We start from the raw sequence: 26664 nt of genomic DNA on the forward strand, positions 1-26664 counted from the left end.
TGGCAGGATGCGTATAAGGAGGTAACGGGATATGAGGTGGCTTGGATGGCTGCTCAAAAAAGGAATGACAGTCGTGTTGGTTAGCGCACTGACGCTGGCAGTGACAGGTGTAGTCGTTAATGCTTATGTTCAATCGCTGCTGCGGCAGTTTAACATTCAGCTTGATCATCAGCCCATATGGGGATTGGGTTGGCTAAAGGGCAGTACGGGTACGGACCAAAGCACAGACACGGGGAAGAACAAGACGACAGGGAGTGACTCGGGAAGTGTAACACCACCTGATGGTGCGTTGCCTGTCATGGGACAGGGCTTAGAAGAAAGCGGAAGTGAGGCTGGTGGCGCAGCCAATGGCAAGGCATCTCAGGAGGGTGCCACGTCGGCGGGAACATCAGGCAATGAGTCTCGGAAGCAGGCAGAAGGTACAACAGCTACACCCGAAACGAGTATTGAAGGCCATGATTTGGTTATTACGCCCGACCATTTGACGGAAAAGAAGAACAATTTACCAGCGGCACAGAAGCAGGAGATTTTTGCGATTCTGATGAATAAGCTGCCGCCGGAGGAGATGCAGAAGATATCAGCTGCGATGGAAGGCGGTCTCACCGAGCAGGAGCTTCAGAATATTCAGCAGGTGCTAGCGAAGTATTTGACCAAAGAGGAATACAACAAGTTAATGGATTTGCTTAAATGAGTATTTTGCAAAATCCTGAATAAATAACCTTGAATTCAGGGGAAATGTTTATGCTCAAAATAGGACTATAGAATCCGCGCCATGCGCGGATTTTTTTGCGTGCCAGGAAGGAATTGGAGTGTAGTTGAATTCTTTGTAAAGGCTATGTTAAAGTAAACAGTGTTGTGAAAAGGTTAAATTTTTGAAACCTTTTACGCAACTATGCAATGGTAGATAGCGACTAATATCATAGATGCTTGTGAATACAGGCTAAATTCATAGTGTGAAAGACCAATAACGAACGCATTTATATAGAGATAAGATATGCTGAAAAGGAGAGAGTCATGAAGGTTTTGAAGGAGCAGGATTCACCAGGCAGCAGGAATGCAGTTTCAAATGTTGCAGACAAGCCTGCTGTGGAAGCGGGGAAAATAGCAAAGTGGTGGAGCGGTCGGAGAAAATGGTTGAGCTGGACGGCAGGCGGTGTGGTGATTGCAGGCAGTCTTATTTTTGCGAGTAATCAGTATGTCGGAGCTAACACAGTTCCTTATTATAAAGTGTATGTAAAAGGCGTCGAGGTCGGAAATATCTTGAATGAGCAACAACTTAAACAGCTGTACGCAACGAAGAGCAAACAGTATAAGGATAAGTATCCCGGCGTCGATATGGTGCTCAATACGAGCGCGGTAACGACAGACATTGAGAAGGCATATAAAGCGGATATCGACAGCGCAGCCACGCTGAAGAAGCTGGATGGTATGCTGACAGCGTATGCCAAAGGGGTAGAAGTGAAGGTCAACGGACAGACGGTTGGCATTGTAAAGGATAAAGCGACTGCACAGGCGGCTTTAAAGCAAGTACAGAAGAAGTACACACCTGTGGGTGAGGGTACATCTACAGGCATCAAGGGGCTGGTTCGCAAAACATCTGTGGGCAGTAGTCATGCGAGTGCTAGTACTAAAACGCCTAAGGCATGGCTGGAGTCTGCCAGTATCCGTGAGAAAATCGCTTATGAGCCTGTAAAAGCAGACCCGAACAAGGTGCTGACAGAGGCTGAAGCAGTCAAAGTGTTGACTGAGGGGCGTGAGGCTCCTATCACGTATACAGTGCAAGAAGGCGATTCTTTGTCGTCGATTGCAACTAAATTTAATATGACCGCTTGGGAGATTAAGCAGAACAATCCCGGCTCGCGTGAGCTATATTTGCAAATTGGAGATGAATTGAAGCTTACTGCTCCAAAGGCTCCGGTTACGGTGCGAACAGTAGAGAAGGTCGTCGAACAGATTGCCATCGAGCCTGAGGTTGAGATTCGCCAGAGCGATGAACTGAAGGCAGGGGTTACCAAAGTAGTCAGACCAGGACAAGTAGGTCTTAAAGAGATGGACTATCGTTTGACCAAGGAGAACGGTGAGGTTGTGCAAGAGGAATGGCTCGGTCAAAAGGTGCTACAGCCGTCTGTTACTGAGGTGGTTCTTAGAGGAACGAAGGTCGTGGGAGAAGGCTCAGGACAGTTCGCTTGGCCGGTGTCCGGTGCATCGATGTCAAGTAGCTTTGGCGCACGCTGGGGACGTATGCATGAGGGTGTCGATTTGGTCGGTAGTGCTGACATTCACGCATCAGATGAAGGTGTGGTAACATTTGCAGGTCAGCAGAATGGATACGGCAATGTCATTATGATTGATCATCGCAACGGCTACCAAACCGTGTACGGGCATTTGAGCAGCATTGGCGTTCATGTAGGACAGGTGGTTCAGCAGGGCGAATCGATCGGGGTCATGGGGAACACGGGACGCTCGACTGGAACGCATCTGCATTTTGAAATTCGTAAAGATAATACGCCACGCAATCCAATGACGTATTTAAGATAGGCTGGATGTTTATATCGAGAGTTACATGATTTATGGGATCAAGGGGAAAGGCCATGTTTTTCTGCATGCTTAACAGTAGGTGCAGGCATGGTTTTTTTCTGCGTAAAGAAAAGGGTCTGGAGAAGTAATGGAATGGCGCACGGGTATGATAGAATAGAATAAACATCTTATAGGTACTGATAAACGAAAGTTAATTATAGATTATGATCCGTGAAAAGAGGTGAACGCTGTATGCAGGGAACGATTCTAGTAGTGGATGATGAACAGCCCATCGCTGATATTTTGAAATTTAATTTGGAAAAAGAGGGCTACCAGGTGATTTGCGCCTTCGATGGAATCAGCGCAGTGGATATCGCGGTCAAGCAGCAGCCTGACCTGATTCTGCTGGATCTGATGCTGCCGGGCATGGATGGCATGGACGTATGCCGCGAGGTGCGCGGGCATCAGCTCCAGACGCCGATTATTATGCTGACCGCCAAGGACGGCGAAATCGACAAAGTGCTGGGGCTGGAGCTGGGCGCGGACGATTATGTGACAAAGCCGTTCAGCACACGGGAGTTGCTGGCACGAGTGAAGGCACAGATGCGCAGACAGCAACGTGGCGGGGCAGGCACGTCGGAAAGCCGACCGCAGGAGGATAAGCAGGGGCTGCGCGTGGGCGACCTCTTTTTTGATACAGATATGTATACAGCTTACAAAAACGGAACACCGCTTGACCTGACGCACCGCGAATATGAGCTATTGCACTATATGGCGAAGAATGCTGGAAAAGTCATGACGCGGGAGCATTTGCTCCAGGCAGTATGGGGCTTCGAATACTACGGGGATGTGCGGACAGTAGATGTGACCATTCGGAGGTTGCGCGAGAAGATTGAGGAGAACCCGAGCAAGCCGGAGACCATCCTAACGCGCCGTGGTCTTGGATATATCGTGAGCGGGGGCAAAGGTGGCCTGCGGGCATGAGATGGCTGTCTTTCTTTCGTACCATTCATGCAAAGCTGATTATTATCTATGTGCTGCTTATCTTGGTGGCTATGCAGCTGATTGGGGTCTATTTTGTCAGCTCGATGAAGAACTCTCTCACGAGTAATTTTACGCAGGATTTGCAAGCACGGGCGGAAATGCTGTCCGTGCTGGCGGAGCAGGATCTGAGTGGCAGTGACGGCAAAATGGAAGAAGACAGCGTGGAAAGCCTGCGTGCACGCGTGAATAATTTGTTTGATTTCAGCGGCGCGGAAATTCAGGTGCTGGATGCCAGCGGCAAAGTGTTAATTACTTCTCAAGGTTCACACGCCGATTATGTTGGACGCAAAAATACGCAGACAGTGGTTAGCCGCGCACTCCAAGGTATCCGTGATAACGAGGAATACATGGTGGACGAGGATAACGTCCGCAAGAAGGTCGTCGCCAAGCCCGTCATCAGCCAAGGCAAGATTGTCGGCGCAGTGTACATCGCCGCTTCGATGACCGAGCTCTACGATACGATGAAACGCATTAACAATGTGTTTCTCTCAGGTATGCTCATTGCGCTGGCGCTAACGGCTGTGCTGGGCGTGGTATTGGCCCACACGATTACGCATCCGATTAAGGTGATGACACGTCATGCAACAGAGGTTGCCGAGGGCAAATTCGATCAGCAGATGCCTGTATTTGGGGATGATGAGATCGGCAGGCTCAGCGTGGCCTTTAACTATATGACAGGCCGTCTGCGTGAGGCACTGTCTCAAAATGAAGAGGAGAAGGAGAAGCTCTCCTCCATCTTGACCAATATGAGCGACGGTGTGGTCGCTACTGATGACAACGGCCGGGTCATTCTGGTCAACCGTCGGGCCAGCGCCATGCTGGGCGTGAACGAAAACGAAATGACCGGCAGGCATATCGCGGTACTGCTGGGGATCGACCCGGAGGAAACCGAGGCCCTGTATAGCGGATCTTCGGCCTCCACGCTCTTGCAGCTGGAGCCAGCCGGTCAGGATGAACCCATCGTCATCCGTGTGACATTCACGCCGATTCATCGGCGGGAAATTGGCATTACGGGGACGATTGCCGTGCTCCAGGACGTGACGGAGCAGGAGGAAATGGAGACGACACGGCGGGAATTCGTAGCGAATGTATCACATGAGCTGCGCACTCCGTTGACGACCATCCGCAGCTATGCTGAGGCGCTGGATGACGGCGCGATGGCTGAACCGCAGCTCGCGGAGCGCTTTGTAGGCGTGATCCGCAACGAGACAGAGCGTATGATTCGGTTGGTTACGGATTTGCTGCATTTGTCGCGGCTTGATTCCAATGAGGCGCCTTTGCGGATGCAGCCTGCAGATGTGATGGAGATGCTGGACGAGGTCGCAGATCGGTTTTCTTTTCAAATGAAGCAAAAGCACATTCACTCAGGGATGTTCGTAGAGCAGGGAATCGGTAAGGTCGTGATCGACCGGGACCAAATTGAGCAGGTGTTGGACAACCTGATGTCTAATGCATTGAAATATACGCCAGATGGCGGGAGTATTCGGATTGAAGCTCGCCGCAACAGTGAGGGAATGCTGTCCATTTCGGTACAAGACACCGGAATTGGTATTCCCAAAAAAGATCTGGACCGGATTTTTGAACGGTTTTATCGTGTAGACAAGGCGAGATCGCGCAATATGGGTGGCACGGGATTGGGGCTGTCGATTGCCCGGGAAATTGTAAAGGCGCATGGGGGCCAGATTTTTCTGGAGTCGGAATACGGTCAGGGAACCTGCACGACCTTTACGCTACCCATGTCGAGTGAAGGGAGGGAAGCACAGTGAAGGAACGTTTGAAGTCCTGGACGCTTATTTTGCTGGTTGCTTCCAGCCTGGTACAGACTTATTTTCTGATTTACCGCCTTCCAGGCAGTGATTCTGTACTCACTTCAGAAACGAACTATGTCAAAACCGAAAGCATGGGGCAGGAGAAAAAGATTGAGAACCTTGTGTTTCCTGATAAAATGCTCATTCACCAAGGTGAGAAGAAGCATACCGTTTTTTATCCGGGTGTTACTTTTTACGATTTAATTTATACACGGCTGGAAAGCCGGAGCTTTAACAACTTCCAACGTCGAAGTATCCAATCGGCGGACTGGGCGCAGATTCGCAGCGAAAATGAAGGCCTCGAATTATCCTTTTCAGGCGGAGTCCCGGTTTCATTACTGGAACGGGTTATGCGTCTGACGCCGGATTCGGTGTTTCAGGGAGAGACGATTAACCGCATTTGGATCTATATAGATGAAAAAAATGCCAAGCCACACGCGCTCTTTTTCAGTGCCAGAGGCGATGTCGTGTATGAGGCGAACCAGTTCGACATGACGGTAGAGGACATTCGGCAGCATGTGAATTTCGGTGAAAGTGCCCCGTTGTACGAGCTGGTGGATAATCAGTACTACATTCCCGTGAATGACCTGGAAACAGTGCAGCCTGTGGTGTATGCCGGGTTGTTTACGACGGAGCAAATGCAGCGGAACTTGTTCTTTGATCCGGGGATTACGCGCAATATTCAGGAGAAGGACGGCTCACAAATTTACACGGACAGCAAGCGTAGTCTGCAAATTAAGCAGGAGCAACGATGGATGAGCTATACCGATCCCAGTGCGCCAGGGGCAAGTGGCAGTAGTCCAATTAGGGATGTACTGGCCGCAGTTGATTTTGTGAATCAGCATGGCGGTTGGGATGCTTCGTACCAAATGAAATTAAGAAGCAGTGATGAAAATCGTACGACTGTGATGTTTCAGCAGTATTATGGTGCTTATCCGGTGCTGGACACACCATCGTTCCGCTTTGGTACAATTTCGCTGCAAATCCAGCAAGAAACGGCATCTGTCTATGAACGTTCGTTGCTGTACCTCAAGGGAGGAGAGCAATCCTCGAAGAAGGTTATGCTGCCGGGTGGCGAGCCCTTGAAGAAGCAACTGGAGTCTGTAGCAAAAGGGAAGACAATTCGTGAGCTGACTCCTGTATATCAGCCGGAGCTGACCAATGATGGATTGAAGCTTGCTCCTGAGTGGCGCGTTACGCTCAGTGACGGTTCTGTTGCAGAAATTCATGCTGTTCCTGTAACGACAGCATCCAACACAACACAAACGAAGCCAGACCGGGAGACAAAGAGGTGACAGGAAGGGGGAACGGGAATGGATTGGAGCCGCGCCAAGAACGTATTGATTTGTACATTTTTGCTGCTCAATGTGGTATTGGGTTACCAATTGTGGCATGATGCGCAGGAAACGGCAGGGCCGAATCTGGATTTTACTTCATTGGATGAAAATACGCAGCGTTTAATGGAAGAGAAAAGCATTCAGGTGCTGGCTCCGATTCCCGGGGATACCCCGCAGCTGCCTAAACTTTCTTACACATATGTTCATAGTGGAGAAAAGGATGATCGTGTGCAGCTGGTGAAGCCGGTGGACAGCAAACTGGTATTCACCCATGACGCGCTAGTTGAGGCATTGGAGCCACAAATCAAGGATATCGATAACTTTCAGTATGATCCGCTGGATGTTCAGGAGGAATTGGCATCCGGACAAGCAGATGCTTTTGTACTTCATCCGCTGGTTCAGGGCAAATGGCCGCTATTTAATGTGAAGTTGGCTCTGTTTTACAGCAATCAAAAGATTACAGGGTATCGCAAAATTAAGGTCGATCTCCAGCCTTCGGATGAGGCAAAGAAAATGCTGCCTGCGTCCAAAGCACTGGCAAGGCTGATCGATGGCTATTTGCCGCGTGATACGATTGTGAAGGATATCCGGCTCGGTTATTACGGACAGACCTTTAACTCCGATAGCCAGGTGGCTGCCCCCGTGTGGCGGTTTATGCTGGACAACGGGAAAGGTGTGTATTATGTGCAGATGAACGGAGATGTCATTAGTCCAAAGACAGAACATACAGAAGGGTCTTGAACAGATATGGGGATTTCATTTACCGTGCTGTCGAGCGGTTCGACCGGCAACGCTACCGTTGTGCGGAACGAAGACACGACATTGCTCATCGACGCAGGTCTCAGCGCGAAGCGTATTGACGAATTGCTGAAAGAACGCGATCTGAGCGGAGAAGAGTTGGATGGTATTTTGGTCACGCATGAGCATTCTGATCATGTTAAGGGACTAGGCGCCATGGCGCGTAAATATAATTTACCTATATATGCTAACGAGAAGACATGGTTTGCCATCAGCAATGCTGTTGGGCAAATCGCAGACGATAACCGCAGAATATTGGAGACAGGCGCAACGCGGGAATTTGAGTCATTACGCGTGGAGTCTTTTGGCATATCCCATGATGCGGCTGAGCCTGTAGGGTATAGCTTTTATGATGGGGCAGAGAAACTCAGTGTAGCTACCGATCTCGGCTATGTCAGCGACAAAGTGAAGCAGGCGATATCAGACGCGGACGTATTGGTGTTGGAGTCTAATCATGATGTGGAAATGCTGCGTATGGGTCGTTATCCGTGGAACATCAAGCGCCGTATTCTCAGCGATATCGGTCATTTATCCAATGAGATGGCGGGCGCGATTCTTAGCGAGCTGCTGACAGGTCGTACGAAGCGAACGTATTTGGCACATTTGAGCCGCGACCACAATATGATGGAACTTGCGAAGTTGACTGTACGTGGGGCGATGGAAGACCGCGGCTGTTTTTACAAGGACAGTGAGTTTCGATTGTGCGATACGTACTATGATCGTCCTACACCTTGGGATAAGGTAAGTGAGCCATAAAGCTGTCCAGCTCGGCGGCTTTGCGTTCTACCTCTTCACGGGTCACTACGCCTTTGTCCACCAGTAGTTCAATCAATGTACTTAGCGCCAGTGTATTGCGGTAATGCTCGTCTTTCAAATCCGCAAGCTTGGCAGCCATGCGAACTTCATCCATAGCTGAACGATGTGAATTCATCATATATTCCTCCTGTAAAAATATTTTAGAAATGGCGTGCAATGAGCTTGGTTCTGCCTGTGGTTTTGCTGGGTGCTGTGATACAATAAAGCTAACAACGGAAAGCTTTCTGAAGGAAGGCTCTCATCGAAAGTATAGGCAGCTTTAAGCGGACGGGAACAGGCCAGAACGTCTCTATGAGACGATCATTTTGTAATAGAATAGAAGACTTGTTACTATTGTAGTCCATTGGTTTGGAAATCATTCCTCTTTTTTCCTCTATTCGGAGTCAGATTCGGCGTGTATGCTAATTTATGAGATTCGGTTGCTTAGGAAGGCACCATTTGTGGTGATTAATAAGTAGGCCGGAACGATTGGTTGCTGGATTCCGATGATAAGGGATATTCAATCCATTTGAGATGTTCAACGGAGCAGGTTCTCTGTAGCATAGGTTGGCGCAAGCCCGAATAGCCCTAATTTTTTAGTGAGTGTCGGTGCATGACAACGAAGGGGAGAGGATTAGCATGGGCTTGTTTGAGGACGATTTTTATTCAACGAAGGTATCCACACGTGCGGCTAAAAAAATGGCATTTAAGGCGCGCCGTGGAGAACGGGGACGTTGGCCACACAGGAAGCGTGGAGTAAGTCCGGTGCAAGCTGCTGTCATTAGCGGTGCAGTCAGTGCAGTGATTGCCGTGCTTCTGTTCAGCTTTATTACAGGTCTGCCCTCCACTACGGCGGTAACCGGAGCCAGTCACTATCCCTTGCGGCAAGCAGCGGGTGATCCGTATGACCGGATTGTGCAGGCGGCAGCCAAGGTGCGCCCAGCCGTCGTCAGCATTGTGAATCTAAAAGAGGAAGATGGTAAAAGCACGGAACAATCCGCGCTTGGATCGGGTGTCATTTTCCGAGTGAGTTCGGGCAAAGCCTTCATTATGACAAATAACCATGTGGTCGAAGGATCAGATGATCTGGATATTGTAACGGTAGACGGTGTCAGAAAAGAGGCAAAGCTGATCGGCAAGGATCGCATTAGTGATATCGCTGTACTCGCAGTGGACGATAAAGGTATTAGCACGGTAGCGGATATCGGTGATTCCAGCAAACTTCGTCTGGGTGAAACGGTCATTGCTATTGGCAATCCGCTCGGCTTGGGAGACACGCTTACCTCCGGTATTGTGAGCTATACGAATCGCATCATTCCAATTTCCATTAACCAGGATGGCGTATATGACTGGGAGCAGCATGTTATCCAGACCGATGCGGCGATTAATGAGGGAAACAGCGGCGGCGCCCTAGTCGATCTGGACGGACGTGTGATTGGCATCAATACGATGAAAATCGCTGATACAGGTGTTGAGGGACTTGGCTTCGCCATTCCCGCCAATGAGGTGATGAAGACCGTGAATGAACTGGTTGAGGACGGCAAGATCACCCGCCCTTATCTGGGGGTATACACGGTCGACCTCAATAATGAATATGCACCGCTGGATGAAACTCAGCGCAAGGAGCTTAAGTTGCCGGACAGCGTGAAGAATGGGGCTGTCGTTCTGGAGGCCCATGGTCCTGCCAAGGAGGGTGGCTTGAAGCTGAACGATGTCATTACAGCGTTTGATAGCGAACCGATTAACTCTACGCTTGATTTACGTCGCTACTTGTACGATAACAAGAAGATTGGCGATGAGCTGAAAGTTACTTTTTACCGGGCAGGCAAGGAAGAATTGGTGACGTTAAAATTAACAGATAAGCCGGAAGGCTAAGGTTTAACTTATAGGCTTAACTATAAAAAAGGCGTTCTCCGGCTCATTCCCGGGAACGCCTTTTTCGATCTTCTGCTGCGCCTTAGATTAAGATGTCGTTCCCGTCACACGGGTTCCGCTCTTGGTGATCTTGTATGTCACCACATCGCCGCTCCAGAAATGGAACTTCAACGTGACGTCACCATCTTTTACACTATTAAAAAATTCAGGCAGCAGCTTGATGCCGTTGGCATCATAGGCAGGGGCAAAGGTATTGCCAAATTCCTTATAAGGTGTCCAATCCTGTGGACCGGCATTGCCACCATTCGTATACACGGCTTCCATCGTCGCAAGCTGGCTACCACGGAAGTCTGTTGGAATGGTAAAGGCTTGCGTAGTCCCTTCGACAGCACTAAATTTCGGTGTATCATACACGACGACTCTAAAATTCCAGTCTGCCCCCTTGTTAAACTTGGCGGTAATGACGGCATTCTCACCATATTTATCGGAAGTGGTCAGGCTGGTGAGCAAGCTGGCTTTGAAGGTTAATGTGTCTCCGCTCAGTGTGTAGTCGGTGTCCTGTTTCAGTTTCTTGCTGTTGACACTGAGTGATTTCAAATGGTTGCCATTCAGGTTTAAAGTGACCTTGGTGTCCTGAGCAGAGGTGTCTTTCTTCAAGTGAATGAGGTCACTGGCTGCGTTAGAGGAACGTCCTTTTAGGCTGGACTTAATGACATTGAAGAGTTCAGGATCAGACCATTTGTACGTTGTCCGGTTCAAGTGCTGGCCGTTATCCCAGAGCATACCTGTTATTTTTTTCTCTTTCATATAATAGGTCAGGAACTCGAAGAATTTTAGCTTTTCGCCCTGTTCAATAACGCCTGTATTTTTATCGAAGCCGAGTAGGCCGTATTCACCAACAATGACTGGGATTCCCTTGGCTACAAAGGTGTTATAGACGTTATCAAAGGTTTGGATGATATCGTTTTTAGTGTCTTTATCAAAAGTAGTATGGCCCGCAATATTTACACTGAAGGGCCAATAACCATAATAGTGGACGGTGGCAATCAGATTGGGATCATTCAGCTTGGTTATCGTGTTGTACAGCTCGTTGATTTTGGCCTGAGCAGGTGCAGTGTCCAAGCCAGGCAGAACAAGGGGACGAGTGGCATTTTTACCGCCAGAGGCGCGGACAATTTTGTGAAAGGATACGTTCAGTTCTTGGAGCATCTGGTTCATTTTTGTTTCATCCGTAGTCCCTCCTTCGGAGAAACGGGGTTCGTTAATACTTTCGAACATCAGCTTGTTGGGCTGATCTTTAAAGCGCTGGGCAATTTGTGTCCATAACGTGTTATAGCGAGCCAACACTTCATCATGTTTGGGCTCCATACTGCTTACCCACGTCCATGAATCATGATGGACATTAATCATGACGTACAGATTGGCATCCAGTGCCCAGCGAACAACCTCTTCCACACGGCTCATGTAGGCAGACTCTACGGTATAGTTGGGTGCTGCTCCAATGTGCTTATCCCAGGTGACGGGAATACGAATACTTTTGTAACCTTGGGCAGCAATTTGCTGGATCAACGCCTGGGTAATGCGCGGATTACCCCAGGCTGTCTCATCCGCCCCGACAGCATCCAGCGAGTTTCCTAAATTCCATCCCGGCTGCATGGCTTCCACATACGATTGCGTGCTGTTTGCAGCCGCAGTTTGCGGTGCTTGTCCGTTGGATTCGGCAGCAGCGGCAACGGATGCGAACGTAGATAACAGTAGAGTGATGGCAAGCGTCAACGACAGCAATGAAACGGGTCTTCGTTTTAACATAACAGGCCCCTTTACAAAGTTATTTTTGAAAGCGCTTTCTAATAAACACTACCATACGATTTGAATATGGAATACCTGTATAATTTATATAAAAATCATGTGTTAATTAGATATTTTAAATTTGTAAGCGTTATTATTGAAAAAATACAGAAATGAGTGTAGAATCTATGGCCCTACGTGGATTGTAGTATAGCATCGGATTTGTAAATACAAAAGAAAGAAGGAGATGAATATGAATAAGTGGGACACGGAAGAGGCCATTCGACGCTGGGATATGCATGCAGAAAACTTTACGGCCAAGTACACGGAGGAAGGGGATCGGTCTCGCGAAGTCCTGCTGAATCCAGCATTGCAAGCTTGTATGGGGCCCCTTGAGGGCAAAAAAGTGCTGGATGCCGGCTGTGGCGAAGGTTATCTAAGCCGGAAAATGGCCAGGGCGGGTGCTTGGGTAGAGGCTGTCGATTACTCGACAGAGATGCTGAGGCTAGCCAAAGAGCGAACGCCGTCAGCGTTGGGAATTACATATCACCATGGCAATCTGGAGAAGCTGGAGATGTTCGGGGACCAGAGCTTTGATCTGATCGTGTCCAATATGGTCATTCAGGACTTGGCTCATTATGAGCAGGCGATTGCCGAAATGCGGCGGTTATTAGTTCCAGGAGGCCGCTTTATTTTTTCTATTCTGCATCCGTGTTTTCAGACACCGCAGAGTGGATGGGTGAAGGACGAGACAGGGAAAAAGCTGTATTGGAAAGTGGATCAATATTTCAACGAAGGCCCATTGGAGCAAGCGATCCCTTATGATCAGGAAGAAAAGCTTTTGTACTTTCACCGTACGCTGGGCAGCTATGTACAGACCATTGTTGAGGCAGGCTTGTTGTTGGATGGGATGATCGAACCGAAGCCGTCTGCTGACATGCTGGAGAAATATCCCCATTTCCGTGAAGACCTGAACGTCAGTAATTTCCTCATTTTTAAGACCAAACGTCAGGGATAGTGGGCAAGCCCTTTCCTTTCCGCGTCAAGTGTGGTAGAACAAAAGAAGGCAGTTTTGACACACTTACAACAGGAAGAGCTTCAAACGGAAAGGGATGCAACTGGAATGTACGTGGTATGTAAAGAGCATGTGGAACTGGCAATTGATATGTTCGTCGATGAATACGAGGATGCACCGGATGTCGTCGATCTTAAGGAAACGAAATTTTCGGATTGGGACCCTCCAGTGAAGTGCAAGGAATGTGAGAAGAAAGCCGAGTTTTTGGTCGTCTAAAAAACAAGCACGGGCGTTTCGGGCAGAAACGTCCTTTTTGTATACCAGGATTTATTGCAAAAACACTCATACATAGAGCTATATTTATCCCTACCACGTACTGAGACAGGAGTGAACGATGGATGGACCCTTTACTGCATTCGTTATTTCGTCCGCTTCAAGTCAATGGAAGTGATTTGTCCACGTATTATATCGAACAAAAGCCGTCTGCCGCACTGAAAGCTTACGTGGCCTGTTATTGGGAGTCCGGTCCGGCTAATAGGGTGGTAGAAGAGAATCTAGCAACTTCGTGCGAAGACACCGCTTCGTTAAGCCTGCCGCAGGAAGAAACCATGGAGCGGGTATTACCTGACGGCTGTACGGATATTCTATTAGAATATGATCCGGTGAATAAGCGTCAGGAACTCTCGTACTGCGGGACATTTACGCAACCGTTTGTGTCTGCCAGACAAGCAGGGTCCGAGACACGCATTTTTGCCGTGCGATTTCTTCCGGGTGGTGCGCATTATTTTCACGGGATGCCGACTCACTTGTTTACAGGTGGTAATTATCACTTGGAAGATCTCTGGCCCGAAAGCATCACCATCATAGGTGAGCGCATTATGGAAGCGCAGAATTTCAATGAACGGGTGCGCATAATGGATGAGTATCTAAACCAGCTTCTACTGCGCCGTAGGACAAGCGATTGTGACCTGATGAAAAACCTGCTGCATCGCATCTTTGTGAGCGGTGGGAGTGTGGGGGTTAAGGAGCTTGCGGAGCGTGAGGCGATCAGTGAAAGGCAGATCAATCGTAAGTTTGGACAATGGATCGGAATCAGCCCCAAAAAGTTCAGTGAAGTCGTCCGCTTCCAGAGCGTTCTGCACAGTATCCAAAGCGGCGGGGGTCTGGATTGGGCGGAGCTGGCATTGAAGCATAGCTTTTTCGATCAGGCGCATTTAATCCGCGATTTTCGCAGGTTTTATGGAGATTCCCCGCTTACTGCGGCTAAGGATTTACGGAAGTTGTCCGATTTTTACAATACACGTCCAGAGGCTTCGGCTATACTCAAAATATGAAAAAGAATGGCAAAGGAGAGATGAGAATATGAGTGGAACGCTGCAAGTTCGAGATCATCTGCTAAATGAGCTGGAGACCGGAGTACGAACGGGGGAAGCCTTGATCCGTAAAATACGTCCAGAGGATTGGAACTTTCGCCCGCAGGACAATTTCCGTTCGCTGCTGGAGTTAGTGCATCACTTTGTGCTTATTCCTGCTTCGGATCTTGCGATAATGCAGGAGAAGTCTGAGGGTGAAGTGGGAAGCATTGAAAACAGCCTGTCCGGGGTGGAAGATCCCGAGCGCTTGGCTGTGACTTTTAGGCAGAATTTTGAGGCTTATAAGGCTTACATTTTTTCGCTTAGCGAAGACGAATATCTGAATCGTTCGACGAAGGCCTTCTATATGGAGCACGGACATCTACAGGTTCAATGGCAGATTGAGGCTGTGACCCATGTGTTCCATCATCGTTCGCAGATTTATAATTATCTAAAGCAACTGGGACATGAAGTGAGCTTTTTTATGTTGTACGCTTGAGTATGTTTGTGAAGATTTATGGAGGGCACCTGTGCGGTGCTCTTTTTTGGTTTTATTCAAGGCTTTTTTAGGGTGGTATGGCTTACTCGAATGCGCGTGAAACTTCTTTACTAACTCGTCTGAGAATGCCGATTTGCTCCTCATTCAATCTGCTGGTCAACGCAACAAACTCATCTATCGCCTCTTGCCGAATAGTTTCGTCTTCAGTCATATGTTCTTTGGAAAACATCAATTCACTGATAGACACGTTTAAGGCGGTTAACACTTTCTCCAAGGTATCAATCGAAAAGTTTCTTTCGCCACGCTCTACCGATCCAATATATGCATCATCTAATCCTGAAAGTTCCGCAAGTTGTTGCTGTGTTAATCCCTTAGCCTTCCGAATCGTTCTAATTCTTTCTCCAACCGAATTCCGTAATTTTGTCATATTAGCCACCTCATAACAAGCTTATGAAAGATGAAGTGTAAAAGTCAGGTAGAAGAGAATTGTTCAATTCTTTTTTTGTTGTAACTCAACTAAACTAACAATATTTTTTGTTATAGTAGTGAGAATTTCGAGCTCTGTTGTTTCTCTTGAATTTATGAGCACCATAAGTTCATTTATGATTTGTTTTCGATCCGTATTTTCGTCGAATTGGAAAAGTTCAAAGGCTGGAACTTTTAAAGCTAGAATTATTTTTTCCAATGTCTCCAATGAAATATTTCGATCTCCACGTTCTACTCCACCAATATAACTGTAATGAAGTCCTGCTGCTTCAGCCAATTGTTCCTGTGTCCATCCTTTAGCTTTTCTTAGTTCTCGTATTCGGTTTCCGACACTTTCTGGTAAACTCATGTAATCACCTCCACTTAAGGTTAGAAGAGGAGAGAATATCGTTACAGACCATCTTATACAAAATAAATACATATAAAATTGTACTTTTAAGTACCTTTTATATTGACCTCCTTTTTTACTTTCTATACAATTGGTTGTAAATGGAAATATAAGGAGGGGCTACTCTTGAGAACTTCTATCCTGAAATCACTCAAACCGGACATTATTGTTGAAATGTTGGAGATGGCTGTGGCTTTTGAAAATTGGAAGAAGGTGATGGAGACGGCGGATATTTTGTACCAATGTGTACAGCGTATCTATGAAGAACGGCAGTATCATAAAGCAATGAAATTATCCATCCCGCATGTCAATTTAGAGCATCCGTTGGTATACTATTTTGGATTCAGTCACCTGATGTGTGGAATGGCTCACCAGAACCAGGGTGCATATGAGCAGGCAAGGGAGTGCATCTATAAGTATGCTGAGCTGGGGTGGATGGAAGATTTAAAGGAAGAAGACAATCAGGTTGTGGAGGAATTCAGATTTTTAGCCAAAACTAATTTATATGCAGTAGATATTTTGTCTGGAAATATAGACTTGTCGAGGAATACGTAGCCTTTTTGCAGGATAATCTAGAGGAAATATTACCGGGGCTGAATACCATATTACAGGCAGCGCTTATGTATCATTTGGATGTAGGAGATATTTTACATACGTTTGCAGAGCAGATTGATGAATTCGGGAGTTATGAAGACGCAGAGAATATATCTTACTATTATAGCTACTGCTATCACTTGGCTTTGTACTATCGGAAGTACGGCAGATTACAGGAAGCAGTGGGACTTACTGTGCGGGCGATGCAACTAGCCGATCAGTCGGGTAATGATGGTCAATTTAAGAAATGTACAGCATTGTTCGAATCATTACGGGAGTCAGCGACAGCGGAACAAATCAGCGAATATCGACAGATGCTAATGCAGAGTCTTGATGAATATGAAACGGATAGGCATTTCACTGTGAAGAGCATAAATGAATGATCCGCTATAATCTGAACAGGGAATAGGCTCGTAGTGGAGAGGAAATAGATAGGTAAGAGACGTTGCAGGTGCTAAAATAACTATGTTAAAGGTATGTTTTTAAGTTAGGGATCGTAAATACGATTTTACATTATCATTCGACATAGATAGGGGTATGGAATTTGTTTATTCAGCTTATAGGTGTGGGGAAGTTAAAAGAGAAGTATTTGGTCATGGGCATTCAGGAATACGCTAAGCGGCTGGGGCCATACATTAAGTTTCAAATGATCGAAGTAGCCGATGAAAAGGCTCCCGATACACTGAGCGAGGCGGAGGTTCGACAGGTCAAGGAGCGAGAGGGAGAGCGCATCCTTGCTCATGTGAAAAGCGAAGCACACGTCATTGTACTCGCCATCGACGGCAAACTGTGGAGCTCGGAAGAACTCGCAGAGGAATTGGACAAGCTTGGCACCTACGGTACAAGCCATGTTGTCTTCGTCATTGGCGGCAGCCACGGTCTTTCTGACGAAGTCCTCCGCCGCGCCCAGCAGAAGCTGAGCTTCGGAAGGATGACCCTGCCTCATCAGCTGATGCGATTGGTGCTGGTGGAACAGATTTATCGGGCGGTGAAGATTAATCGGGGGGAACCGTACCATAAGTAACGGCAAGTTTTTGTTTTGGGTGGGCATAATAGATTCATTGTGTGTGAAGGTAAGGAGCTGCACGACAAGGGAATGGATCTTCCCTATGTAATCTTACCTGAAGAACAAGCGCCTAATGGTATAGAGCATTGTGAATTTTGCGAACTATCCAAGCAGCGGAATCGTGTCATCTGGGGTGAAGGAAATCGGTCTCTATGTGGTACCCGAGAAACACTCCAATTCGGCATGTCTCCCTCATCTACAGCTGCAGCTCTTTCAGAAGCAGCTGGTATGAGTTACAGGGTATACCCATCAACTTCACCTATCAACCGCTTGCAGTAAGAAGACGGCTCAATCTACTTAGGTTCTTCGTAGAAGATTTGAAAGCTTTGAAGGAGAAGTGGAAGGAGACCCAACTCCGCTTTTAATATTGCATTTTGCATTGATCATGATCGTAGCTTGAAGCTAAAACCGTACGGATTCTTAAGGGGAAGCTGTTAGGGCAGATTAACAAGAATGAGTTGGAGTACTTGATAATCACACGGTATATTTCGTGGAATATATCCCCACCATTTTATCTAAATAATTTCGAAATTCTTCAACATATGCTTTGGGCTCTACGATTTCTAGGTTTGTACCGAAGCTTGCTAAAAATTGAAATCCAATACTGTTTTGAGGAACATGGATGGTAGCTAAGAAATAATCAGAACTATAGTCTTCAATACTCTTTCGGCCGTACCTTTCTATAAATTGATCTTTTATGCTAGGCGAAATTAATGCCTTAATAGCGACTGATTCCGGTTTATAACTTGCTACATGTTCTTGTCCCAATGAATCAACTCTAAGGTTAAATGTGATTTCATCCATAAGAAGATGATCGATCCTGGATAATTTAAATGTTCTATATCTCTGACGATGTAAACAGAATCCCTTCAAATACCAACTCATTTCGCTAAAATGAAGCTGGTATGGCTCGACAGTTCTATTCGTCGTGGTGCCATTTTTATCTATATAATCAAATGAAACCAACTTTCTCTTTGATATCGATTCTTGGCATATCTTCAAGGTTTGAAGAATCTCAGACCGACCCTCCCAATCATAAAATGACAGTTGGATTGAACCTTTTGGAGACAATGGGCTAACCATGGCTTCTATTTTTTTAATAGTCACTTCAACTTCTTCACTAATTAGAATTTGTCCCAATCCGCCGAGCGCAGTCAATATATTCTCCAAGTCGGAGTTGCTTAAAAGACGTTTATCAACCTTGTATTCATCCATAATGCCATAGCCGCCATGAATTCCATGAATAGAATAGATCGGGATGTTCGATAAACTCAGAGTTTCCATATCCCGAAGAATCGTTCTTTTGGAAACGTTAAATAGTTGTGCGAATTCTTTTGTTGTAACGACGTCTTTTTTTAGCAAAATCATGATGATGGATATTAACCTCTCGACCTTTTCCATAGGTTCTCCTTCTTTTTTGTACTATATCTATAAATGGTGACATACATCTGTCACCTCTTATTCATTATACTGCATGTATAACACGAAGGAGGTTTTACTTTATGTCAGCTATTGTATATTTAAACTTTGATGGAGTTGCAGAACAAGCGATTGATTTTTATTCGAAGGTTTTAAATGCGAAAGAAGTTAAAAAAGTTAAATTTAAGGATTTCCCGCAAGATCCTAACTATCCATTATCGGAGAATGAATTAAATATGATCATGGAATCCTCAGTCGAGTTTGCAGGCGGAAAAATCATGATGTCGGATATTTTGCCTTCCATGATGGCGGTAACAGGGGAACTAGTGAAGGGGAATAACGTACTTATTAGTCTAGTTAATGATGATAAACAAACATTGGAAGAATACTTTAAACATTTGTCTGTTGGCGGCCATGTTGTGATGCCGTTATCAAATACGCCTTGGTCTTCGTGCTTTGGAATGCTGGTTGATAAGTTTGGGGTCTCCTGGAAATTTAATAGTGACGCAATTCAGTTTCTTGATAATGTAATTTTAAACAAACAGTAATCCATTTTTTTATGTAGCTTTTATCTTAAAAAGGTAGTCATGCTTAGTATAACACAAACCAATAGAGGCACTATTTATGAACAATATTCACTTTAATTGTTGCTATTTCAGGCTCATTTCTGACAATACTCGCTTTCGGCATTAATCGAAAAGTTATTGTACTTTCCGATATCCTTATGTTTGCTATCCCTAATATGGTGCATGCCACTACCAAGTTTGAAGTTATATTGGCCTACCAGCAAGTTGTGAGCGCAGAAAACTCGATGCAGAATGAAACGGACTAGCGTAATGTCGAACGGTAGTCCGTTTCTGTTTGTTCATTGAAGGAACGACATCATTAGAGAAAGCTTCAGCTATAAGCAATTGCTCATGCTACAGAAGTTGCCAAACGTTTCTAATAGGTGGCATCGTTCTCGAGCCCTCCAAAATTGAAGTAATGCTTCGAAGCTGATTTCAATTACTTTTTGGGGAGCCACGTAAGGTGGGGAGGATGTTGTTTTCAGGAGGCAGTTAGGTGGAACCAACTTGGAGGAAGATTACATAGTTTGTATATGATATATTGATATATGTATTCATATTTTGGGATGCCTGTAGATGGTGCAAAAATTAAGTTATGCTTTATTTACAGATTTTTCGAATAAGGACTCTGAGGCCAGAAGTATTGCCTTTAGGAGTCCTTTTGACATATGTGTGATATTCATTTAGATTGCCAACGTGCATCAACAATTTTACAGCTACTTTTACCCCATAATTCCCTAACTAGGGTGTGCCTTCAAACCCATCCAAGCCAGATCATCCATTATAGAAACAAAATGTAAGGAGCCTTGAACTTGAAAACATTAAATTTTAATTAATAAAAATCCGATATATAAAAATGAACAAGCCCTACTCTACCCTACCCAGTCTATTAAAAATCTCATAGTACTGGTAGATCCAGCATCAGAGGGAGGTAATATGAGAAATGAAGAAGGGAGGAATCCATGTCTAGCTTACTGTGTTTAGTTCTTTAGACTTATGCCAAACTCGGGTCTAAAGTCTGGAAAGTGTTTAGAATTTGTATAGGTCTCTATATTATAATGGTCGGACACGCCATATAAATATGGCGAAATTGGTAACTTTCTGTTGTAAGCGGCGAAGATGACCTAAGATGAGGGAAAAAGTTACTGGCCGCTCCCAAAAATTTTTAGAAATGGAGGAGATTTTCGTATTGAAACAAAAAAGCAGTTTAGGTAAAACTATGCTATCTTTCTGCCTGGCAGTTTTGCTTGTTTTGCAGACAGTGGTATTCCCTGCTGCTGCATATGCGGATGACGAATCCGGCTCGCAGAATGCGGCTGAATCACCTTCGGTATCTGAGGCGGTGTACGGCGCGCCAGACCAACCGTCGTCAGCACCTGAGGCGGTGTACGCTCCGCTGCTCACTTTCGCGGCGATGACGGCAGATCTGAAGGACAAAACGGCGGTGTTGGCGAACGCCAATCCGACGTTCAAGCTCACAGTGAAGCAGGGTAACCCTGAAGCTGTGGTTCCGGCAGGGGGCGAGATTAACGGCCGGGAGAACTTTACCCTTGAGCTGGATAGTATCGCTGTGCCGACCAAGGGCGACGATCTCAATGCTCCGCCCGAAAGTGTGATTCAGCAGGGAGATTATGCCGTCCTGGATAAGGCGACCTACTTCCCTGGTGTGAATTTGGCGCCTACAGGTCCTATGCCAATCAATCAGGGCGGACTGAAAATTGCTACCGTCCAGTTTTTTGCCGATTCTATCAAAATTACGTTTGATGGCGCAGGAGTATATGACGGCAGTAGACGCGACGTCAAAATCGGCTTTTCCGCTGCTGCTAGAGCGGCAGATCAGACCCCTGGCGGTGGTGGGGATACGACCATTTTCGGAGATGGCTATAAGTTTAAAAACTCCGATTTGGTGCCCGAGTATACTATTACTGTAAACTCTTTAAGCAACGGCGGCTATGACAGTGGGATTAACAGCCCTTCTTTTCAAGAGGGTACCATTACGTGGCGAGCGGTAGTAACTGCCACCGATATGGACGATAAGACCATCCCCATGCGGCTGGATGGGTTGACTTTCTCTGATGAGCTTGCGAACGTCGGTGTATATGTGCCTGGGTCCTTCACTGTGGATGGAAATGCGGCAGATCCTGATTATGCTGCTGATCGCACACTTTTCTACAAGTTCCCAAACGCATCCACTGTAGATAACGTCAAAAGCACGGCGACTATTACCTTCAAAACGTGGATTCCTAAGAATAGTTATTACTACGAAAAGAACGGCAATTTTGCTGATCAGTATGGATGGAACCGCATTGATAATACCGCAAAGCTTTTGGGTGACGCTACCGATGTGAAGGCTTCATCAAATACCCATCGGATTGCTATACGCCCCAACTGGATTGCGGCGAGCGGCAAGCCGGGCAAGAGTGGAAACGATACGCTCATCACATGGACGGTGGAGGTCAACAAGAGGATTAACAATAACGGCGTACTGTCCAGAACCGGCTTGCAGAACGTTAAGATTACAGACATCCTGCCCGAGGGGACGGAGTTTGTTTCTGCAACCTATAAGAATGGGGACAGCGGTACGGATACCCCAATTACCCGCAACGCCGCAGGGGAGTATGAGATCGGAACCGCCATCGGCGGGAATCTGGATGGTCCCCTCTATATGACAGTTGTGACGAAGGTGACAGACAGCAGCAAGTCAATCTTCGACTACAAAGCGCGCGCAAACTGGGAATTGGATGTGAAGGATGAAGGAACTGCCATCCAGAACAACGATGCAACTGGCTGGGCCGCTCCTGCTGCCGTTGTGGACACTGCGCAGGTTAGAATTGGCGCACATGCCTTCACGAAAAGTGCGACCACAACCACCGCGCTGCACAACGTCGCAGGCACCAAGTGGACGATAAACTTGACGTTACAGTACGATCTCGATGCTCCAGTCGTCTATGATTTGCTGGTTCACGGCGGTTCTCTCGATGTACTGAATAATTTGGACGCCAATCCTATGGTAACGTCGACAGCTCTGGGTGCAATCAAGAGCCAGATCGACACCAAGCAGCTTTGGCAAAAATACCGCGAGAATACGCTGACTGTGAGTAATGGGCTGAACGGTGAAGTGATCCCCTTGACGGTGAACGGCGAGCGGGTGGCGGACCTTATCAAAGTGACCGGGTACAAAGGAGATGTACCGAGGAGCGTTTCCTTTGAGTCTGTCACTACCAACCCGGATAACCTGTTCCGCCAGGATAACGCCGCAAACACATGGAGCAACCGGGGGCTGCTCTTCGACGGTGACGATTATGTGAGTCGCGCCGAGGCCAACACCTCGAACCTTGTGCGGATGCTGAACAAGGAGATGCTGTATGCGAACACGGCAGGTTTAGAGGGGGGCGCAGCCGATTGGAACCGAAACTATTCAGGCCAATGGAGCGACAGCGTATGGAAAAGAACGCCCGTGGCCAACGATCCGAACTGGTATATGGACAACTCCCGTCCTGACAATTACATCCTGGCAGGCTATGATCGCAAGGATAGAACGGCCACCTTCCGGCTGGCGGTGAACATGCCGGGCTTCAATACGGAAGAGATGGCCAAGGATGGCGGCACTCGTGTAGCCAGCGACATCAAGCTGGTGGATGTATTGCCGGAGGGCTGGGAGTTTGTAGATTATGCTCCGGGCGAGGCTTATAGGCTTTATAAAGGTAGTACAGGCTATAGAACCGATGGTAAAGGCGGAAGTGGTAGATATGCACAGGCCATTTCAGTCATTGCGCCGGGTACGCCTCAGCATGTGGTGAGCTTTACCAAGGGTGGCAATGAAGGAACCTTCACCTTTTCTAAGCTGGAGAGCCCCTACGTCATTCTGGTGAAGGCGCGTCCAACCAATGCCGCTCTTGCCAATTACCAGCTAGGTAACAATAATGCTGGGGAGAATCAGGCTGTGTTCTCCATGAAATGGGGAGACAAGCCCTATAGTGCTACCGAAGCTCACAGAATCATTGTGCCTGTGCAGTCTCTGAGCAAGACGGCGCAAAAGCCTGTTTCTGGTGTACAGGAATGGACGGTGAATTACACGCCTCCGTTTGAGATGAAACAAGGCGTTTATTTGCTGGATACCCTTGCCAAGGGGCTGAAGTTGCGCCAAAATGCGGGGGGCGGCCTATCCCTCGAACCTTCCGACATCGCTGTCTATCCCGGCAAGTTGAAGCCGGACGGCACTTTGGAGCGTGACGGAGGTCCGCTGAATCTTGCGGATCCAGATAGTGAGGTGAAGGTCACCGCAGGCACAGACCCGGCAACCGGGGGATCGACGCTTAGGTTTGATTTTGCCGATCCGAACAAGTTCTATCAGATCGTTTACCAGACCGAATCTCAGGGTATGCAGCCGGGAACGGCTGGGAACTCCATTAAGCTGATGGGCGATGATACCCTTCCACCGATCGGAGCGCAGAGCAGTATTACGCTGGACGCGAACGATGTGGCGGGAAGTGCCAATGAAAACGGCCTGCTCTTCCTCAAGAAGGTCGGTCCCGACGGCACAACACCGCTGAAGGATGTAAAGTTCCAGTTGCTCAATCTTGACGGTACACCGGCCAGAGATAAAGAAAATAATGTAATGGCGGAAAAAACGACGGGCACGGACGGCAAGACGAATTTCATTATTCAGGTGCCAGGGGATTATTTGCTCAAACAGACATATATTGATCCCCTCACTTACTTGCCTACGACTACGTTATACCGGGTACGTATCATCGATGCGCCTGGCAAGCCTGTCCTTGTTGACGGACAGAAGGTGGAATCGAACAATCCGCTGATCGTGCCTACACCGGCCGAAGGCAAGCTGACCATCACCAATAAGGTGGAAGGCAACGGCAGTGACCCGGACAAAGAGTTCGAGTACACCGTGACCTTCAACGGCGAAGGTAAAGACGGAGAGTACACCTATAAGAAGCCAGATAATACGTATGGCAAGATCAAAAGCGGTGACAAGATTACCCTTAAGCACGGACAAACTGTGATGCTGCCAGTATTGCCTGCGGGTCTGGTTTATACTGTAACCGAGGGCGATTATACGACCGTTGACGGTTACACAACTGAGCCGGAGACGAGAGAACGGTCCGGAACAATTGTGAATAAAGGTGACCACAAGGCGGACTTTGTAAATGAACGGATTGTCAGCAAGCTGACCATCAGCAATACGGTCATGGGCAACGGCGGCGACAAGACGAAGGAGTTCGAATACACCGTCAGCTTTGCGGGTGCAGGTAAGGATGAAAGCTACTCTTACGTGAAGTCGGACGGCGACAAAGGTTCGATCAAGTCCGGTGGTACCCTCCGGCTCAAGGATGGAGAGACACTGGATGTTTTGGAACTGCCTAAGAATCTAAATTACACAGTTACCCAGAAAGACTACACAACCGATGAATACATGACTACTCCTGGGGAGCGGTACTATACCGGAGTCATGAAGGGTAAGGATGAAGTTGCCCCATTCAAAAACATGCGAGTCATGACCGGGAGCCTGCTAATTGGCAACAAGGTTCAAGGTAATGGCGGTAACAAAACGAAGGCGTTCAAGTACAAGGTCACCTTCACAGGCGAGGGAGCGAACGGCTCCTACTCCTATGAGAAGTCGGACGGCAGTAAGGGCACCATCAAAAGTGGGGATACCTTTGAGCTTAAAGATGAAGAACTGTTCATTGTGGAAGGACTTCCTACGTATCTCCAATATACGGTGACCGAAGATAATTACACGGACGACGGCTATGTGACAGATCCTGCAAGTCTCATTCGCACGGGTACCATTCCGGTGAAAAGCGCGGCTGAAGCACACTTTGTGAATACCCGCCAGCTTCCAGTTCTGGAAGGCGTCCTGCGTGACAACAACACAGGAGAAGTCATTCCGAATGCGTCCATCACAGTGACCAATCTGAAGACAGGTGAGAAGCAGACGATTCAGACGAATGAGAAGGGTGAGTATTCGGTCATTGCCGAGGCAGATACCGACTACACGATCACATTTACGAAGTGGTATCCGGTAGGCGGAAAGGATGTGCCTGTCGAGTTCACGCAAAAAGCAAATGTGGACAGCAGTGTGACGGACGAGACCGTTCCGGCTGATATTACGGCGGTAGGCATCGTGCTTCTGAAGCAGCCCGAAGGGCAGGCCTCGCTGCTGGGCAGCAAGCTCGCTGGCAAGATGCACATTTACTTGCGGGATGCCAACAACCAATATGTAGTGGATGAGAATGGCGCGCCCAAAGCGTTCAACCTACAGTCGAACGGCGTCTTCTCAGCGGACGGTTTAGCCGCGAAGACCTACAAAATGGAAGTGCGCTACGAAGTGGCGCCAGGCCAAGAATTGACGGTCCTTCAAGCGGATCTGGACGTGAAGGCCAACGGGGAATTGAATATTTCCCAGGGGCTCGTTGACCCGTATGGCATCATTACGGACGCAACAACCGGCATGGCGATTGAAGGCGCTGAAGTGACGCTATACTATGCTGATACGCCGGGAAACAAAGCCAACGGCATCGAGCCGGGCACGAAAGTAACGCTGCCAGCGATTCCGGGCTTTGCACCGAATGATAACGCCAGCCCAAGTCAAAACAGTGACGCAACCGGCGCATATGCGTACATGGTATTCCCGGACACGGATTACTATCTGGTTGTAACCAAAGCCGGGTATGATACGTATACAAGCCCAACTATCTCGGTCGGAAGCGACATCGTACGCTACGATATACAGTTGAAGCCGATAAGTTCCGGCGGCAGTGGCGGCGGAACTGGGTCCGGCAGTGGCAATAGCGGAACCGATAACAGCGACGACGGAACTAGCAACGTCAACGACGGAACTAGCAACGTCAACAACGGAACTAGCAACGTCAACGACGGAACTAGCAACGTCAACAACGGAACTAGCAACGTCAACGACGGAACTAGCAACGTCAACAACGGGGCTAGCAACGTCAACAACGAAGCTAGTAACGTCAATAACGGAGCAAGCAACGTCGACAACGGAGCAAGCAACGTCGACAACGGAGCAAGCAACGTCGACAACGGAGCAGGCAACGTTAATAACGGAGCAGGCAACGTGAACAACGAAATCAACAAAGGCAACAAAGGCAACAACGCAAGCGGCGGTAGCGTCGACAATGAAGTCGCCAATGACGATTACGAGCTGGACGATGCTCCGAAAACAGGGGATAGCAGTCCATCGCCAATCTTCTATATGGTTTTGGCGCTGATGTCCTTGATTACGATTGGATTCTGTTTACTCAGCGGCAAGAAGAAAAAGCATATTCAGTAACCGGA

General features: G+C 47.5%; 21 protein-coding genes and 1 pseudogene. 17 read left to right on the plus strand and 5 right to left on the minus strand.

What is annotated here, in order from left to right; translation table 11 throughout:
• Positions 1 to 31 precede the first annotated feature (31 nt).
• From WA407_RS00265 to WA407_RS00295, 7 genes are all read left to right on the plus strand, one after another.
• Positions 32 to 691: a hypothetical protein gene (locus tag WA407_RS00265; RefSeq protein WP_336076522.1), complete on the plus strand. Its 660-nt coding sequence runs from the start codon at positions 32 to 34 to the stop codon at positions 689 to 691.
• Positions 692 to 1014: 323 nt separating this feature from the next.
• The gene (locus WA407_RS00270) at positions 1015 to 2538 is read left to right on the plus strand and encodes a M23 family metallopeptidase (protein ID WP_336076523.1); all 1524 of its coding nucleotides are present in this window, start codon (positions 1015 to 1017) and stop codon (positions 2536 to 2538) included.
• A gap of 231 nt (positions 2539 to 2769) precedes the next feature.
• Positions 2770 to 3501 carry a response regulator YycF gene (gene yycF / locus WA407_RS00275; RefSeq protein ID WP_023991124.1) on the plus strand — a complete coding sequence of 244 codons (732 nt, stop codon included), beginning with the start codon at positions 2770 to 2772 and terminating at the stop codon, positions 3499 to 3501.
• A gap of 71 nt (positions 3502 to 3572) precedes the next feature.
• Complete coding sequence (gene walK / locus WA407_RS00280) at positions 3573 to 5327, plus strand: cell wall metabolism sensor histidine kinase WalK (protein ID WP_442952020.1); 1755 nt, start codon at positions 3573 to 3575, stop codon at positions 5325 to 5327.
• The gene (locus WA407_RS00285; RefSeq protein ID WP_235306810.1) at positions 5324 to 6664 is read left to right on the plus strand and encodes a YycH family regulatory protein; all 1341 of its coding nucleotides are present in this window, start codon (positions 5324 to 5326) and stop codon (positions 6662 to 6664) included. The genes walK and WA407_RS00285 overlap by 4 nt, the downstream gene beginning before the upstream one ends.
• 18 nt (positions 6665 to 6682) lie before the next feature.
• A complete protein-coding gene (gene yycI / locus WA407_RS00290) occupies positions 6683 to 7447 on the plus strand; it encodes a two-component system regulatory protein YycI (protein ID WP_028540969.1) in 765 nt (254 codons plus the stop codon).
• Positions 7448 to 7453: 6 nt separating this feature from the next.
• Positions 7454 to 8260 (plus strand): MBL fold metallo-hydrolase, encoded by an 807-nt coding sequence (locus WA407_RS00295; protein ID WP_023991120.1) that lies wholly within the window; start codon positions 7454 to 7456, stop codon positions 8258 to 8260.
• On the opposite strand, the gene WA407_RS00300 is transcribed toward WA407_RS00295, so the two are convergent.
• Positions 8229 to 8435, minus strand: a complete 207-nt coding sequence (locus WA407_RS00300; RefSeq protein WP_025723164.1) for a hypothetical protein — start codon at positions 8433 to 8435, stop codon at positions 8229 to 8231. The two genes, WA407_RS00295 and WA407_RS00300, sit on opposite strands and share 32 nt — an antisense overlap.
• Positions 8436 to 8938: 503 nt before the next feature.
• Here WA407_RS00300 and WA407_RS00305 point away from each other — a divergent pair.
• A complete protein-coding gene (locus WA407_RS00305; RefSeq protein ID WP_235306809.1) occupies positions 8939 to 10174 on the plus strand; it encodes a S1C family serine protease in 1236 nt (411 codons plus the stop codon).
• A gap of 87 nt (positions 10175 to 10261) precedes the next feature.
• Here the strand turns inward: WA407_RS00305 and WA407_RS00310 are convergent, their stop codons facing one another.
• Positions 10262 to 11983, minus strand: coding sequence for a cellulase family glycosylhydrolase (locus tag WA407_RS00310; RefSeq protein ID WP_336076525.1), 1722 nt, complete (start codon positions 11981 to 11983; stop codon positions 10262 to 10264).
• A 232-nt stretch (positions 11984 to 12215) separates the two neighbouring features.
• Here WA407_RS00310 and WA407_RS00315 point away from each other — a divergent pair, with 232 nt between their 5' ends.
• From WA407_RS00315 to WA407_RS00330, 4 genes are all read left to right on the plus strand, one after another.
• Positions 12216 to 12980, plus strand: a complete 765-nt coding sequence (locus tag WA407_RS00315; RefSeq protein ID WP_235306807.1) for a class I SAM-dependent methyltransferase — start codon at positions 12216 to 12218, stop codon at positions 12978 to 12980.
• A gap of 105 nt (positions 12981 to 13085) precedes the next feature.
• The gene (locus WA407_RS00320; RefSeq protein ID WP_013373879.1) at positions 13086 to 13253 is read left to right on the plus strand and encodes a CxxH/CxxC protein; all 168 of its coding nucleotides are present in this window, start codon (positions 13086 to 13088) and stop codon (positions 13251 to 13253) included.
• Positions 13254 to 13375: 122 nt separating this feature from the next.
• A complete protein-coding gene (locus WA407_RS00325) occupies positions 13376 to 14311 on the plus strand; it encodes an AraC family transcriptional regulator (RefSeq protein ID WP_336076526.1) in 936 nt (311 codons plus the stop codon).
• Between the two features lie 28 nt (positions 14312 to 14339).
• Entirely contained in the window at positions 14340 to 14828 is a 489-nt protein-coding gene (locus WA407_RS00330) for a DinB family protein (RefSeq protein WP_336076527.1), read from the plus strand.
• Between the two features lie 82 nt (positions 14829 to 14910).
• Here the strand turns inward: WA407_RS00330 and WA407_RS00335 are convergent, their stop codons facing one another.
• A complete protein-coding gene (locus WA407_RS00335; RefSeq protein WP_076264609.1) occupies positions 14911 to 15255 on the minus strand; it encodes a helix-turn-helix domain-containing protein in 345 nt (114 codons plus the stop codon).
• Between the two features lie 63 nt (positions 15256 to 15318).
• A complete protein-coding gene (locus WA407_RS00340) occupies positions 15319 to 15663 on the minus strand; it encodes a helix-turn-helix domain-containing protein (RefSeq protein WP_254328015.1) in 345 nt (114 codons plus the stop codon).
• A 165-nt stretch (positions 15664 to 15828) separates the two neighbouring features.
• Here WA407_RS00340 and WA407_RS00345 point away from each other — a divergent pair.
• The 3 genes and pseudogenes from WA407_RS00345 (at position 15829) to WA407_RS00355 (ending at position 17641) form a co-directional block, all read left to right on the plus strand.
• Positions 15829 to 16679 (plus strand): annotated as a pseudogene (locus tag WA407_RS00345) (DNA-binding protein).
• A gap of 161 nt (positions 16680 to 16840) precedes the next feature.
• Entirely contained in the window at positions 16841 to 17320 is a 480-nt protein-coding gene (rlmH, locus tag WA407_RS00350) for a 23S rRNA (pseudouridine(1915)-N(3))-methyltransferase RlmH (protein WP_013312768.1), read from the plus strand.
• Positions 17321 to 17359: 39 nt separating this feature from the next.
• Positions 17360 to 17641, plus strand: a complete 282-nt coding sequence (locus tag WA407_RS00355; protein ID WP_442952014.1) for a hypothetical protein — start codon at positions 17360 to 17362, stop codon at positions 17639 to 17641.
• Positions 17642 to 17836: 195 nt separating this feature from the next.
• Here WA407_RS00355 and WA407_RS00360 read toward each other — a convergent pair whose 3' ends face one another.
• The gene (locus tag WA407_RS00360) at positions 17837 to 18763 is read right to left on the minus strand and encodes a helix-turn-helix transcriptional regulator (RefSeq protein ID WP_336076528.1); all 927 of its coding nucleotides are present in this window, start codon (positions 18761 to 18763) and stop codon (positions 17837 to 17839) included.
• A gap of 101 nt (positions 18764 to 18864) precedes the next feature.
• Here WA407_RS00360 and WA407_RS00365 point away from each other — a divergent pair, with 101 nt between their 5' ends.
• Together WA407_RS00365 and WA407_RS00370 are read left to right on the plus strand one after the other, a co-directional pair.
• A complete protein-coding gene (locus WA407_RS00365; RefSeq protein ID WP_235306801.1) occupies positions 18865 to 19329 on the plus strand; it encodes a VOC family protein in 465 nt (154 codons plus the stop codon).
• 1207 nt (positions 19330 to 20536) lie between these two features.
• Positions 20537 to 26659: a DUF7601 domain-containing protein gene (locus tag WA407_RS00370; RefSeq protein ID WP_336076529.1), complete on the plus strand. Its 6123-nt coding sequence runs from the start codon at positions 20537 to 20539 to the stop codon at positions 26657 to 26659.
• Positions 26660 to 26664 lie beyond the last annotated feature (5 nt).

Origin of the sequence: Paenibacillus sp. 203 (genome assembly GCF_037027525.1) — a bacterium.
GTDB classification, from domain to species: Bacteria; Bacillota; Bacilli; order Paenibacillales; family Paenibacillaceae; genus Paenibacillus; species Paenibacillus polymyxa_B.